Source organism: Janibacter corallicola NBRC 107790, from assembly GCF_001570965.1.
GTDB lineage: Bacteria > Actinomycetota > Actinomycetes > Actinomycetales > Dermatophilaceae > Janibacter > Janibacter corallicola.
In genome coordinates this window covers 1-14,453 of the sequence record NZ_BCSR01000031.1, presented here as the reverse complement: position 1 = coordinate 14,453, position 14,453 = coordinate 1, and the positions used below count along the sequence as shown (strand labels likewise).

General features: G+C 63.6%; 13 protein-coding genes and 1 pseudogene. 8 read left to right on the top strand and 6 right to left on the bottom strand.

The annotated features are described in order from the left end of the window. Position 1: 1 nt before the first annotated feature. From JCO01S_RS11190 to JCO01S_RS11155, 8 genes are all read left to right on the top strand, one after another. Positions 2–1,027, top strand: a complete 1,026-nt coding sequence (locus JCO01S_RS11190) for a polysaccharide biosynthesis protein (protein WP_068255407.1) — start codon at positions 2–4, stop codon at positions 1,025–1,027. Then, a complete protein-coding gene (locus JCO01S_RS11185; RefSeq protein WP_068255405.1) occupies positions 1,024–2,136 on the top strand; it encodes a polysaccharide biosynthesis C-terminal domain-containing protein in 1,113 nt (370 codons plus the stop codon). The genes JCO01S_RS11190 and JCO01S_RS11185 overlap by 4 nt, the downstream gene beginning before the upstream one ends. Next, entirely contained in the window at positions 2,133–3,263 is a 1,131-nt protein-coding gene (wecB, locus tag JCO01S_RS11180; protein ID WP_068255402.1) for a non-hydrolyzing UDP-N-acetylglucosamine 2-epimerase, read from the top strand. The genes JCO01S_RS11185 and wecB overlap by 4 nt, the downstream gene beginning before the upstream one ends. Beyond that, the gene (locus JCO01S_RS11175) at positions 3,263–4,093 is read left to right on the top strand and encodes a sulfotransferase domain-containing protein (protein ID WP_068255399.1); all 831 of its coding nucleotides are present in this window, start codon (positions 3,263–3,265) and stop codon (positions 4,091–4,093) included. The genes wecB and JCO01S_RS11175 overlap by 1 nt, the downstream gene beginning before the upstream one ends. Positions 4,094–4,098: 5 nt before the next feature. Next, positions 4,099–5,088 carry a GNAT family N-acetyltransferase gene (locus JCO01S_RS11170; RefSeq protein WP_245634417.1) on the top strand — a complete coding sequence of 330 codons (990 nt, stop codon included), beginning with the start codon at positions 4,099–4,101 and terminating at the stop codon, positions 5,086–5,088. Next, positions 5,088–6,011 carry a sulfotransferase gene (locus JCO01S_RS15470; RefSeq protein ID WP_084342851.1) on the top strand — a complete coding sequence of 308 codons (924 nt, stop codon included), beginning with the start codon at positions 5,088–5,090 and terminating at the stop codon, positions 6,009–6,011. Before JCO01S_RS11170 ends, JCO01S_RS15470 begins: the two co-directional genes overlap by 1 nt. A 383-nt stretch (positions 6,012–6,394) precedes the next feature. After that, a complete protein-coding gene (locus tag JCO01S_RS15930; RefSeq protein ID WP_169796945.1) occupies positions 6,395–7,042 on the top strand; it encodes a glycosyltransferase family 4 protein in 648 nt (215 codons plus the stop codon). Continuing rightward, positions 7,039–7,833, top strand: a complete 795-nt coding sequence (locus JCO01S_RS11155; protein WP_084342849.1) for a polysaccharide deacetylase family protein — start codon at positions 7,039–7,041, stop codon at positions 7,831–7,833. The genes JCO01S_RS15930 and JCO01S_RS11155 overlap by 4 nt, the downstream gene beginning before the upstream one ends. Here JCO01S_RS11155 and JCO01S_RS15460 read toward each other — a convergent pair. From JCO01S_RS15460 to JCO01S_RS15925, 6 genes and pseudogenes are all read right to left on the bottom strand, one after another. Continuing rightward, positions 7,825–9,066: a right-handed parallel beta-helix repeat-containing protein gene (locus tag JCO01S_RS15460; RefSeq protein ID WP_169796944.1), complete on the bottom strand. Its 1,242-nt coding sequence runs from the start codon at positions 9,064–9,066 to the stop codon at positions 7,825–7,827. The genes JCO01S_RS11155 and JCO01S_RS15460 overlap by 9 nt on opposite strands. A gap of 58 nt (positions 9,067–9,124) precedes the next feature. Then, positions 9,125–9,745 carry a sulfotransferase domain-containing protein gene (locus JCO01S_RS11150; protein WP_169796943.1) on the bottom strand — a complete coding sequence of 207 codons (621 nt, stop codon included), beginning with the start codon at positions 9,743–9,745 and terminating at the stop codon, positions 9,125–9,127. Positions 9,746–10,010: 265 nt separating this feature from the next. After that, positions 10,011–11,168 carry an MATE family efflux transporter gene (locus JCO01S_RS11145; protein ID WP_068255372.1) on the bottom strand — a complete coding sequence of 386 codons (1,158 nt, stop codon included), beginning with the start codon at positions 11,166–11,168 and terminating at the stop codon, positions 10,011–10,013. Between the two features lie 172 nt (positions 11,169–11,340). Continuing rightward, the gene (locus tag JCO01S_RS11140; protein WP_157074582.1) at positions 11,341–12,882 is read right to left on the bottom strand and encodes a hypothetical protein; all 1,542 of its coding nucleotides are present in this window, start codon (positions 12,880–12,882) and stop codon (positions 11,341–11,343) included. 14 nt (positions 12,883–12,896) lie between these two features. Continuing rightward, a complete protein-coding gene (locus tag JCO01S_RS11135) occupies positions 12,897–14,159 on the bottom strand; it encodes a sulfate adenylyltransferase subunit 1 (RefSeq protein WP_245634416.1) in 1,263 nt (420 codons plus the stop codon). Then, positions 14,159–14,453, bottom strand: a pseudogene (locus tag JCO01S_RS15925) (sulfate adenylyltransferase subunit CysD); the annotation flags it as partial. The pseudogene JCO01S_RS15925 and the gene JCO01S_RS11135, both read right to left, overlap by 1 nt.

Genomic DNA, 14,453 nt, shown 5'->3' with positions numbered 1-14,453 from the left:
GATGAGCGAGTTCGGCGGCGCCACCGTCACCATCACTGGCGGCACCGGGTCCTTCGGCAAGACGATGGTGGGCCACCTGCTCGACGAGGGCGTTGGGCGCATCCACGTACTCAGCCGGGACGAGGCCAAGCAGGACGAGATGCGGCAGTCCCTCGCCGACAGCAGGGTGAAGTTCTTCCTCGGCGACATCCGGGACCGACATAGCGTCGACAATGCGATGGCCGGTACCGACTTCGTCTTCCATGCCGCGGCACTCAAGCAGGTGCCCAGCTGCGAGTTCTTCCCGGACCAGGCGGTCAAGACCAATGTCGTCGGCAGCCAGCACGTCATCGAGTCCGCGCACGAGCATGGTGTCCGCTCGGTGGTGTGCCTGAGCACCGACAAGGCCGTCTACCCGGTCAACGCGATGGGCATGAGCAAGGCCCTGATGGAGAAGACCGCACAGGCGTTCGCCCGCAACACCCCCGACTCCACCACGACGGTGTCCGTCACCCGGTACGGCAACGTCATGTACTCCCGGGGGTCGGTCATCCCGCTCTTCGTGAGCCAGATCCGCCAGGGCAAGCCGCTCACGGTGACCGAGCCGACCATGACCCGGTTCCTCATGTCTCTCGGGGAGTCCGTCGACCTGGTCAAGCATGCCTTCCTCCATGCCGAGCCCGGCGACCTCTTCGTCAAGAAGGCACCCGCGTGCACCGTGGACACCCTGGCCCGCGCCGTCGCAGCCCTGATGGGGATCGAGGAGCCGGAGGTCCACCGAATCGGCATGCGGCACGGAGAGAAGATGTACGAGACCCTGCTGACCCCCGCGGAGATGATCAAGGCCACCGACCAGGGTGACTACTTCCGCGTACCGCTTGATGCCCGTTCGCTCGACTACACCAAGTACGTGGAGGCCGGCGAGTCCGAGACCGTCACGGCCGAGGACTTCAACTCGGACAACACCGAGCAGATGACCATCGAAGAGACCAAGGCACTCATCGCGGCCCTCCCCGAGATGAGGGCCGTCATGGCGGGAGCCGCATGAGGATCATCCTCACCGGCGCCTCCGGCTTCCTCGGGTGGCACACCCGGCTGCGGCTGCACGCCTTGACCGATCACGAGGTCATCCCCGTGGGGCGGCCGGAGTGGCCCAATCTGACCGAAACAGTATCCGAGGCCGACGCGGTGATCCACATCGCCGGCGTCAACCGGGCCGACGACGACGAGGCCATCCGCAGCGGCAACGCTGCCCTCGCCGAGGGCCTGGCATCGGCCATCGCCGGACGCGGAGCCCCCCTTCGTGTCGTGTACGCCAACTCCGTCCAGACCGGCAACGGGACTCCCTACGGAAGCGGCAAGGAGGCAGCCGCGGACACGCTTCGCGCCGCCACCACCTCTGCCGGGGGCCGCTTCGTCGACGTGCTCCTGCCCAACCTCTTCGGCGAACACGGCCGCCCGAAGTACAACTCCTTCGTCGCCACCTTCGTCCACGCCACCGTCTCCGGTGAGGCCCCGTCGATCAACGACAACCGGGTCGGCCTGCTGCACGCGCAGGACGCGGCCCAGGCCCTCATCGACGGTCTGGTGAGCGACGAGGCCCGCCTCTCCCCCACGCCCGAGGAGCACGGGGTCCGGGAGGTCTGGGACCTGCTGCAGGAATTCCATGCGGAGTACGTGCCCAGCGGTCAGATACCCGATTTGTCCAGCAAGTTCCGGATCGACCTCTTCAACACCTACCGGGCCGCGCTCTTCCCCGAGCACTACCCGATCCAGCTGGTCCCGCACACCGACCCGCGGGGCTCCTTCGTCGAGACGATCCGCTGCCGTGGCGGCGAGGGCCAGACATCGTTCTCGACGACTGTGCCGGGCGTCACCCGCGGTGAGCACTACCATCTGTCGAAGATCGAGCGCTTCGCGGTGATCCGCGGCCGAGCTGTCATGGAGCTGCGCCGGATGTTCACCGACGAGGTCCTCACGTTCGAGGCCGACGGTGACCAGCCGGTCGCGATCGACATGCCCGTCGGTTGGGTGCACAACATCACGAACACCGGAGACGACATCCTTTTCACGCAGTTCTGGAGCCACGAGCTCTTCCGCCCCGAGGCACCGGACACCTTCCCGGAACCGGTCCGATCTGAAGGGCCGTCGGCATGAAGGTGATGACCGTCGTCGGCACCCGCCCTGAGCTGATCCGCCTCTCTCGGGTGCTGCACCGTCTTGACGACACCGCGGGGATCGAACACGTCCTGGTCCACACGGGTCAGAACTACGACTACGAGCTGAACCAGGTTTTCTTCGACGACTTGGGCATCCGTAAGCCCGATCACATGCTCGGCGTGGACACGAGCTCCCTCGGCGCGGTCCTCGGCGGAACGCTCGTGGCCGTCGAGGGCGTCATCCGGGACGAGGCACCGGATGCGCTCCTCGTGCTCGGGGACACGAACTCCTGCATCGCGGCCCTGATGGCCCGGCGGATGAAGGTGCCCGTCTACCACATGGAGGCCGGCAACCGCTGCTTCGACCTCAACGTCCCGGAGGAGACGAACCGGCGACTCGTCGACCATGTGGCCGACTTCAACCTCGTCTACACCGAGCACGCACGGCGGAACCTCCTGGCCGAAGGACTGCATCCGCGCCGGATCCTCAAGACCGGCTCCCCCATGCGTGAGGTCCTGGACGCGTACCGGTCAGAGATCGATGCCTCCACCGTCCTCGAGGCGAAGGGACTCACCGAAGGTGGGTACTTCCTCGTCAGTGCCCACCGGGAGGAGAACGTCGACTCCCCTGCGCGTCTCCAGATGCTGCTGGACTGCCTGATGGCCGTGCACGCTCAGTTCGGCCTGCCGGTCTTCGTCTCCACTCACCCGCGAACCCGCAAGCGGCTCGAGGCGCTGCCGGGGTGGAGCGAGCCCGAGGGCATCACCTTCAGCGAACCCCTCGGATTCCACGACTACAACAAGCTGCAGCTCTCGGCGGCCTGCTGCCTCAGCGACTCCGGCACCATCGCCGAGGAGTCCTCCATCCTCGGCTTCCCTGCAGTCACTCTCCGGGACTCCATCGAGCGGCCGGAAGCCCTGGACACCGGAGGGATCATGATGACGGGCCTCGACTCGACGGATGCCGTGGCTGCCGTCCAGCTGGCCATGAATTCTGGGTACACACGTGAAGGCATCAGCCACCTGACACCCGATGACTACCTCATCGACAACACGAGTGAGCGCACGGTGAAGTTCATTCTGTCCACGGTGCACCGCCACCACGAATGGGCGGGGATTCGTTGATGGCTGCTCGTCCCTTCCTGGTCATCGGCGCGATGAAGTCGGGCACGACGACTGTGGAATCGTTGCTGGCAAGCCATTCAGAAGTGACGATCGCGCTCGACAAGGAGACCACGGCGTTCAACGGCATGGACGGTGCCCATGCAGCTGCTCGTCAGATCCTCCGGGCGCAAACGGCTGTGGCGGGTGAGGTCTCGACCGGGTACATGCAGCACCCTTGGGTTACGAGCGACCCGAGCCAGGCCCGGCGACTTCTCGGGTCCGAGATGGTGGTCATCGCCGTGTTGCGTGATCCGCTGACCCGGGCCAGCAGCCATTGGCGCCACTGGGAGCAGCTCGGCCGCAATCGCGCATCATTGCCCGCCAGCCTCACCGACCCGAACTCCGCCCACGTAGCCTTCAGTCGCTACTACGAGCAGCTGTCCCGATGGGCGGAAGTGCTGACCGATGACCGGATCCTGGTCCTTCGACTCGAGGACTACGCGACCGATCCAGAACGGTGGCAGAGGTCGATCACCGACTTCCTGGGCATCGCCCCGCTCCCCAGCACGGAGATGGTGATCTCCAACTCGGCAGATTCCCGTATCGTCGCCAGGAGTGCTGGCCGGCTAGTGAGTCGATCAGGGCTGTACCGACGGGTCGTCCGCCCTCTCGTGCCTGACCCAATACGCCGACTCGGCGCCCGAAGCCTCGGGGGCAGAAGGGGAGGTGGGCTGAGTAGGGAGTCCCTGCAACCCGACCATGAGGAGATGTTCCGTTCGCTCATCGCCCGTGATGGAGAGCAGTTGCGTTCCCGTTGGCCACACGCGGCCTGGGACAACGAGAAAGGTTGATCGACATGGAGTTCTTGGATGCCAGCGCAGCCAAATCGCTCTCTCTCGAGGACGCCGATGTCTACTACTCGCCCTCGTACGGGCTTTCCGCGGAACTGATCGACGGCGGGACATGGGAGTGCGCCGTGTCCGGCGATGGACTTGTTTTTCCATACATTCGACGCGAGATTGACGATGACGGCTACGACATCGTGTCGCCCTACGGATACGGAGGGGTTCAGGCCCCTTCCCCGGAGGCCCTCGCGTCCTTCAGGCGCGAGTTCCGGACGGCGTCGTTGGATCGCGGCCTCGTCGCGGAGTTCCTCCGGGGCCATCCGCTGGACATGAACGACGCGATGTTGGACGCGTGGCGTCCCGACTCGGTCTCTCGGCACACCACGTTTGGTGTAATGGCCGACGGCGACCCCGAGGACTACTTCGAACAAGCCCAGGGCCGGCACCGGACAGCAGTCCGCAAGGCCGTCAAGAACGGGATCCGTGTGTCCGAGGTCGACCCGCACACGACCGTCCGGAGCGACTCCCCTTTCCGGAGAATCTATGCCGACACGATGGCCAGAGTCGGAGCGTCCTCACGACTCCATCTGGGCGATGACTACTTCCACCGTCTCACCAGCTTGGGACCGGACCGGCTCACCGTCCTCGAAGCCACGGCCGACAACTCCGAGACCGTCGCTGCGGCCATGTTCATGCGGTCCGGCTCCCGGGTCCACTACCACCTCTCAGGGGCGACCCTCTACGGGCAGAAGTACGGCGCCACCAATTTGTTGATTGACCATGTCGTCCGCACTCAGCTGCCCTCCCATGGATGGCTGCACCTTGGCGGAGGGGTGAGCGACGATGACGGTCTCTCTCGGTTCAAGCGTTCAATTGGCAACGTCACGCATTCGATGGCCATGTGCAGGACCATCATCAACTCCTCCCGCTATGAAGCACTGGTTGCTGCCGCCGGGTATCCAGATTCCTCGTTCTTCCCCGCCTACCGCGAGTCTTCGTAATGGAGTACCTGCAGAAGTCCGATTCGTTCGAAGTGTTCCTTGACCGCCTGAACGAGGTGTTGGCCCCCCACTTCCCGGCCATCCCAGCCAACCCTCCTCGACACGACTCGTGTCAGATCGTTGGTCTACCGCGATCCGGCACCACAGTCCTCTTTCAACTGCTGGCCCGAACAGGATCAGTCGGCTATCCCAGCAATGTCATGGCACCGTACTGGCGCGTTCCTGTCGTGGGTGCACGCTTGCAACGACAGCTGACCCTGGGCCAGCCAACGGTCAGCCTGCGGTCCGTGGCCGGACGGACAAGTGAACCGCTGGATCCACACGAGTTCGGGTACTTTTGGCGCAACGCCCTCGGGCATTCGGGCAACACCCTGCGACCCGATGGAGAAGGGTGGTCCTGGGAGCGCCTGCAGTCAGCCCTGGATGCCATGTGCGAAGCCTTCGACGCGCCAACCGTGCACAAGAATTTCCTTGCGCTCCACCACGCACCCGAGATGCGACGCCACCTGCACCGGAGCAAGTTTCTTGTGCTCGCTCGCGACCCCCGAGACGTGGCTGCCAGCCTCTGGATGGTGCGACGGGAGATCCATGTCCCGGACGAGGAAACCTTTGGGACTGATCCCGGTTGGCGAGGCACCACGAACCTTCTCGACCGAATCATCGAACAGGTGGAGGCTCTGGAGCAGGCCCGAAGAGAACTGGTGGAGCACGACTGCGGTGACACATTGGTCGTCGACTACCGCGAACTGTGCCGGTCCCCTCGCGACGTCATCCATCAGGTCCTCGAGTTCATCGGAGCTGACCCCAGCGATGAGGCATTGAGAAGAGTTCCCCCAACGCTGTCAGAGGGGCAAGGGAGGGCCGCCGCCCCCACTCCCGTCGTCGACAAGATCAACCATTCCCTGGTCGGAGGATCTTCATGACCCTGTCATTGGCGCTGGTGAGCCCCGGGCGCACGAGCAGCGGAGGTTCCGCCTTCTCCCGAAATCTTGCCGCGGAGCTGGAGGTCGTTCTTGGGCGCTCTGTCCCACAGGCGGCCGTCCCCCCGAGTGGGCGCGCTGAACTGCCACCCGAGATCCACGAGTGCGACGTCGTGGTCAATCTCGGGGCCAGGGTCATGCCCACAACAGGAATGAGCGTCTACTGGCCCCTGAACGTCGCACCTCTCGACAAGGGTCTCGATATCCTGCCGCACACGAGCCCGAAGAACCGAGCACGTCACTTGGTCCTACGGGCTCGACTCCGGCAGTCCGTAGGACGGGCCGATGCTTTGGTGTTTGGCTCCCACTATGCACGCTCCCTCTACATGGCCCAGTACCCCCGAGCGTCCCAGCTGCCCTATCGCGTCATCCGCGGTGGGACCCCATCCCTGACGATCGAGGCGAATCGTCCGGATCCGGGCAGTCCTCCATTGATCCTCGTGTGCTCACACCTGTACCCGTACAAGGGGATCCTGGAGTTCCTCGTGGCGTTCGCTGACGCTCTCCCCCATTTGCCACCAGGCACTCGTGTGCGAGTAGCGGGGGCCGACCGGGATCCGGTGTACGCGGCGGCAGTGCGAGAGCAAGTCGTAAAGAGCGACCTGGAGGACACAGTGACCATCGGGCCGGCCAACGCCGAGGAACTGACCGCCTTGTACTCCCGGGCGGATCTCTGCGTCTTCCCCTCGACCTGTGAGAACGCCGGATCGTTCTCCCTCTACGACGGACTCCACGCCGGGGCCGCCACCATCAGCTCGGACCGTTCCAGCATGCCCGAGGCCACCAATGGCGCGACGCGGTTGGTCAACCCCTTCGAGCGAAAGGCGTTCAGCGCCGCGATGGTGCAGGTACTTGCCGACAGTCAGCTCAAAGAGGAGCTGCGTTCACGAGCTCGCGCTTGGAGCGAGGCAGCGCCCACCTGGCGCTGGCGCGCCCAGGAACTCGTGGATTTCGTGTCTACGGTGTCCTCGTGAACCGGCTCCGGATGCCCCGTCAAGCAGCGCGACGCGCCGTTCTGATGGGACGCGCCGCGGCACATCGCGCGAGGGGCGACAGTGCGGGCCTCGCGCAGGCGACCACCGGTGGGCTGGCGATCCTCCTTCTCCACAACACCCTGGGCCGGGATGCCGACTCCCTCGTCTCCCATGTCGCGAAGCACCGTGAGCGCTTCACCGACTTCGATGCGGTCGAAACCCTTGGCATCGGACGTGGCCCGGCACAGATCGCTCTCACCTTCGATGACGGCTTCAGGAGCAACCTGCAGGTGGCCCGACGACTGCACTCCTTGGGACTCCAGGCGTGCTTCTACGTTCCGACGGACATCATCGGCAGTGACCAGCCAGAGGTCGACGCATTCTTCGGACGTCCACAGCAAGAAGGCGTCATGACCTGGGACGACCTGGAAGAAGTCCGATCCCTGGGCCACGTCGTCGGGAGCCACTGTCGTCAGCACCGTCCTCTCATAGACCTCAGCGATGCTGAGGGTGAGGACCAGATCAAGCGATCACTCGAGGAGCTGCGCCGTCGGCTCGGCCAGTCCGAGCACTTCGCGTGGCCATTCGGGTCACTACGACACGCAGACGCTGCCAAAGTCGTCCAATGGTGCACCGAGGCCGACGCGCGAGCAGCAAGTGGCGTCCGGGGTTTCAACACCCGGGAGAGATTGGATTCTGAGGGATATTTGCGACGCGATGCAATCGATATTCGATGGATCGGCGTGGACATCGCCGCGTTCTTGGGGCGCGACGCGGCGAGATCACGATGAGTCTTTCGTCAGCACCGATGCGCTGTCCTTGAGGACGGTGACGCTCGGTGCGATCATGTAGTTGTCGTCCAGCGTTACTTTCGACCCACGCAGAGAAATGGCATTCACTTGGGTACCGTGACCAGTATCCCGTAGCCTGTTCCTCTGGAGCACTATCCCGTCGCCTCCAACGACGAGAATTCCCGCCCGATTCCAGGCCTTCCCGTCACCCAAGCGGTCTCGGCCATTACCCTCGCAGACATTGTTTCTCACGACGATATCGCTGACGCTCGCGCTGGACCGTGAACCCACGCATATGCCAACGCTGTCGTTTCGTCGGCACACATTCCCTTCAATGACCCCATCGCGGCTCTGTTGTGACACAGTAATACCCGCGTCCCCACCATCAGTGACCCAGTTTCCCTGCACTAGAAACTCATGACACCGATGCAGAGAGATGAGGTCAGCTGATCCTGGCGTGACGTGGTCGTTGTAGGAGGTACCCAAGCCCCAGACTCGATTGTTCGTCACTTTCACTCCCGGGATCAAGCGTTCATCATTTCCGTTGACCTGGATTGCCTGCCGAACCCTGCCCCGAGATGAAGGAGGCTGGATCCGGCAGCCGTCAACAACGATGGATTCTGGCGCGCTCCGCTCTTGACCAACCACCCAAACGGCACGATCACGCCAGTTTTCGAATTCACACCCCTCGATCCGTACTCCCCGCACGTCCCCGCGCATACTGATTCCGTTGGACGTACCGTTCACTCGCGAGTTGCGCACATGAACATCTCTCGTCCCCGCATCAAGGGCAATTCCTGTCCCCCCTCCCTCCACGGTCAGACCGGACAGGGTCACCCCACGAGCACGAGTTCCCACAGCAACGATTGTCCCGACACGGGAGTCTCCGGCCCGCACGGCAATCCCGTTGATCGTCGTTCGCGCGCCTTCAATTGTGAGCATCCGCGCCATGTCCGCAGCCGCAGTCACAGCCCCCGATCCCTTGAGGCAGACGCCTCCACGGATTGTCACTGGTCGCGTCAGGCGAAGCTCAGTGTCGCCCGATATCTTGATGGCGAAACCCTCACGCTCCGCGGCGGCCACCGAGCGGGAGAGGGTCTCCGAACCGTCCGCCAGTACATCGCCAAAGGTACGGATGTCGCGGTCAGCGTCGCCGCCATCCGTGCACGCTGCAGCAGCCAACACAGTTCCGCCGACGAACAACGCCCTGCGGCTGAAGCACGGCACAGTCACGCCAAGCGCCCTGGCCCCGTCCCCGCGCATCCGGACCTGCGAGGGACATCGGGCGAGTTCATCTTGAGATCTTGTCGACCCACGACCTGTCCTTCTCGTACCCCAGTTCCACAAGGAGGTCGCCGGCGTAGGCGTCAAATGCCCGCGCCAGCTCGGGGGAGAAGTGCTCGCGCCACCCGCCCGACGTGCCTGACCGCCGAAAAGACTGCGGCGCGCTTTGACCGGGCTCCCGTCCTGTCCGCGCAGAGAAGTCGTGCACCTCGACTGAGGCCCTCAGGAGCCGTTCTCCCACAGGGTGCCCCAAGGACTCGAATGCCTCACCGAGAGTGCGCACAGGCTGAGCAAGCAGATCCTCGTAGCTCACCACGGCAACATTACTGTGTCCACGCCACTGACGAACATGCTCTGCCCACGACACATGCGCCGCTGTTGGCCGCTCGGTCTCCATCTCGAACAGGCGCATCATCTGTTCCGAGCGGTCTCCCGCTTCCGCGATGCTCCGCACGTCGTGCCCGCGAAGTTTACGCATCGCCATGCCCAATGGGTTCTGGAGCGGCCTGCCAGAACTAACGAGGTAGTAGTACAGAGATACCAAGACGTCGCGTCCGTCGCGATGAACGTAAATTGTCTTTGGGAATCGAGCGTCGTAATCCCAGTGCCCATGGATCACGCTGCTCATGCGGATGGGCATCTCGTAATTCTGTGGGTATGGGATTTCCAGGGCGGATGACATGAGTCGACACAGCCAAACGGTCCCCGACTTGGGGTAGCCGCACCCCAACCACATCCCCAAGTCGCTACCACTGCGTAACAGTGTCTTATGGGTTGCCGCGGCCGAGACCCGACGTCGCACTTCTCCCATCAGTGAGGCGGGGGCAGCCATACGCTTCCTTTCTCATGCATGGAGTACGCTCGTATCCAACACCCTGACAACGAATAAATGATCATTTAAGCGCTGTCCGGTCGTCCAAGGAGAGCTCTTGGCGCTTGAGCATACCTGCCCAGACGAGGGTGCCAACTGTGGACCCAAGCGCGAATCCCCAAGCCGCACCTTCAGCATGGCCGAGCATGGCGCCTCCAACAGCAGCACCCAGTGTCAGGCCTGCTATAACCAACCGCGAGAACAAGCTGCGCTTCGTCGCCCCCAAGGCACGGAATCCCACAGCCAGGCCTCCAGAGGCAGATGAGAAGGCCCTGCCGAGCCCCATCGGAATGATCAGAGGAATCGCAGCCGATGCGGTCGCGCCGAGCAGCAACGGCGCCAGCCATCCCCGCAGCCCCCAGATCATTACCGTCACCACAACACTTGCCGCCAGCAGCAGGAGAGCGAATCCGACAGACGCTCTCACCACGCGAGATCTACCCTGGGTCCTCATCCGAACAATACTCGGAAGGGCAACCATTCGAAGCCCGCCCACCAGTGTCGTCACGGGGCCAAAGATCGCCTGTGCTCCACGATAAGCACCAGCGCCTTCAACGCCAACGACGAGCGCCACCAGATACACGATGCTGTACCCGGAACCTGCGACGGCCATGAATTCAGCGGCGTAGTACGCCGAATACCCTTTCGTATCTCCGAACCACTTGCGAGCTCCTCGAATCGCGGGCGACACGCGGAGCTGCCAGATCCCTACGCCAACTGCCACGGCTGCGCCCACGCCCCAACACGCTGCCAGGCCTCCGATCGTTGGCTCCCCCCACCAGATCAGGGGCAACAGAACACCGAACTGGGCAGTGACCCAAACCAAGTCGTTGGCGAAAGCGGCACGTACGCGCCCCTCGGTGACCAGAATGTAGCGTTGCGTATCTTGCGCCAGGACACCGATCGAGGCCACCGCAAACACGACCCCGCCAGCGACCCCGACGCCAATGCCGACCCCACCGCCAATGATGGCCGCGACAAGACCGATGGCGACGGACGCCCCCAGACATTGGCCTTGGCGGGACAAGCGTGTCGCGAGGTCGGCATTGGTCATCAGGACGGTGTACGCCTCGGACGTCAGCGCCCGTGATGCACCGATCAGCATCGTCATCGCCGTGAACATCAGCGCGTAGACACCGAAATCTCGCGCGCCGAGCACGTTCGCGGCGACGAAAGTCATCCCAGCATTGCTGGACGCAGAGAGTATCTGGTCGAGAACCCCCCAGGCCGCCGTGCGTCCGGCCCATCGTGGCCTAGCCACGCGAGTCGACCCAGCACGCCTGGCGACTGTCCTTCCCTCGGGCTCCATTCCCGGGGGTTCCTGGGAGTAGGCCCCTGCGCAGCTTGAACTCCTACGCATTCGCGCTGCTCGTCGGCGGCGCCGTCATACCTGCCCGTCGTCGTACGACCTCCTCGTCACGCGCCTTCTTGGCCGCAGATCGCGCCAGACGACGATCGAGCAGGATCAGAGGCAGAAGGAGGAGCAAGGCCTGTCCTGCCGCGGAGAACGCCTGGCCAAGCGCCACCCCCATGATGGCCTTCCCGAACGGCAACAGGACCAGTGCGTGCGCAAGCACCAAGACGACGCGTTGCGGGTCCCACCCGTCCGCCATTCGGCTGAGGCGCCCAAGACCAAGTCCAGCCAAACCAGACAAGAATACCGCCGGCACGGCACCGAAGTTCCATACCAACTCGCCTACGAGGCCCGGGGGGACCCCCGTCTGGCTCAGCCCGTAGAGCGTTTCACCAATGATTGGCCCCGGTGAAACAACCGGCTTGTCTGGCCAAACCGCCCTAGGAATCGGCGCAAACACATAGTTCGCAATCGTGGCGCCGTGCTGAAGAGGAAGCGCTTCGGGAACGGCATCCGAGATCAAGAGAGTCTTGCTCAGGTCGAAGGCATTCCGATTGAGTAGACCACTGTCGATCCCCACACTGAGTGACACCTCACTGGCAGAGTCAGCCCCGGGCTCAGCGGCCCGCGCTTGCGAAAGGAGACCGATTCCGAGAATTACCGCCACTGCAAGGCCGATGACCAACCCAACGGGCAGTCGCCCCTTAACGATGCGAACGACCAGCAACACGCTGAACGACACATAGAGTAGGTCTGCCCGGGTGGTCGTCACCCAGTTGATGGCGAAGGCATTGATGACAAGAATCCCCAGCACGACCCACGTCGTCGGCGTCCAGGCTCGCCGAGCGGACAGTCGATAACACAGGAACAGCAGTAGCCCCACCGTTCCTGCCCCCGCCAAGAACTGCGCAAGTCCATAGGATGCATAATCGGCTCCGCCTGTGTACGTAGTCCTACGGTCCGAGATACTTGCGGAGAGGCCGCCAACAGCCCGCGAGTACAGGACTGTTCCCACTGCGCCAGCCGCGGCGTAACCGCAAATCAGGAGGGGAAATGGCGCCCCTCCTCGACCAGTGGCCAACAGACCGGCCCCGCCCGTCTTGGCTCCCTCTTTGCGTGAAACCTTTGGGGACTTTCCCGCCGTTATCATGAATCCCGCGGTGAGGAGAAGTACGCACGCGACGGTCACCATCGCCTCGGGAACCAGGTCGGAGAAACGCACCCCCCGAGTAAAAAGGGAGGTTATTGTGGAGCGATCCGGATATCCGACTGCGATGACCACTCCACGAATGCCCGCCCCAATCGTCACCACGAAGGCGAGCACTCCCCATATCGAGAGGGCCGGCACCATCCTCAGAATTATGGGCACATGAACGATGATCGTACACAGCACACCGTAGAACGCGTATCCCCAAACATCCTCTTGGGCATACATCACCAAGGAGAGCATCAACATCAGACAATCAATGGCGACAAGCGCAGTGCGCATGCCGACAAAATTCTGCCCCTTGGCAGGCAAGTCGCCCACGACGCGACTCATGACGTCACGCGGGACTAACCGTTGATCATGCCGGCACCGACGGTGACTCCGGTGGCTTCGTCGATGAGGATGAACGATCCGGTGGTGCGGTTCTGCTCGTAGGAGTCGGCCAGCAGAGGCTTGGCGACGCGCAGCTGCACACGGCCGATCTCATTGAGCTTGAGATCCTCGGCCTCCAGGTCACGGTGGAGGCTGTTGATGTCCATCCGGTACTGGATGTCCTTGACCACCGTGCGCGCAGTCTGCGTCGTGTGCTTGATGGCCAGCTTCTGACGCGGACGCATCGGTGTCGGCGACATCCAGCAGACCATCGCGTCCACGTCCTGAACCGGCTCCGGCTGGTTCTTGACGCGGGCGATCATGTCGCCCCGGCTGACGTCCAGGTCATCGGCCAGCCGCAGGGTGACCGACATGGGCGGGTACGCCTCGTCCAGTTCCTCGTGGCCCAGGTCGATGCCTGCGACCGTGGTGGTCATCCCACTGGGGAGCACCACGACGTCGTCGCCCGGCTTGATGACACCGCCGGCCACCTTGCCAGCGTAACCGCGGTAGTCGTGGAACTTGTCCGACTTCGGCCGGACCACGTACTGCACCGGGAAACGCACGTCCCGCAGGTCACGGTCCGAGGCGATGTGCACGTTCTCCAGGTGGTGCAGCAGGCTCGAGCCCTCGTACCAGGGCATGTTCTCGCTGCGGTTGACGACGTTGTCGCCCTCCAGCGCGGACAGCGGGATCACCTGCAGATCCGGGATCTCCAGCTTCCCGGCAAACGCGGTGAAGTCGTCGTAGATCTTCTGGAAGACCTCCTCGGAGTAGTCCACCAGGTCCATCTTGTTCACCGCCAGCACCAGGTGCGGCACCCGCAGCAGGGACAGCAGCACCGCATGCCGGCGTGACTGCTCGGTCAGACCGTTGCGGGCATCGACGAGCACCAGACCCAGGTCAGCAGTCGAGGCACCGGTGACCATGTTGCGCGTGTACTGCACGTGCCCCGGCGTGTCGGCGATGATGAACTTGCGCTTCGGCGTGGCGAAGTACCGGTAGGCAACATCGATCGTGATGCCCTGCTCGCGCTCCGAGCGAAGACCGTCGGTCAGCAGCGCCAGGTCGGTGTAGTCATACCCCTTCTCCTGGGACGTCTTCTCCACCGAGGACATCTGGTCCTCGAAGATGCTCTTGCTGTCCATCAGGAGACGCCCGATGAGGGTGGACTTGCCGTCATCGACCGACCCGGCCGTGGCAAATCGCAGAAGGTCCATCGTGTCGGTGTTTTCCATCAGAAGTATCCCTGCTTCTTGCGGTCCTCCATGGCGGCCTCGGAGAACTTGTCGTCCCCACGGGTGGCGCCACGCTCGGTGACACGCGACGCGGCCACCTCGTCAATGATCTTGTCCACGGTGTCGGCCTCAGACTCAAGGCACCCGGTCAGGGTCAGGTCACCGACGGTGCGGAAGCGCACGGTGCGCTCGGTGACGGTCTCCCCCTCGCGGCACGGGTTGTACTCGCTCTCGGTGAAGAGCATCCCGTCCCTCTCGAAGACCCGCCGCTGGTGGGCGAAGTAGATCGGCGGG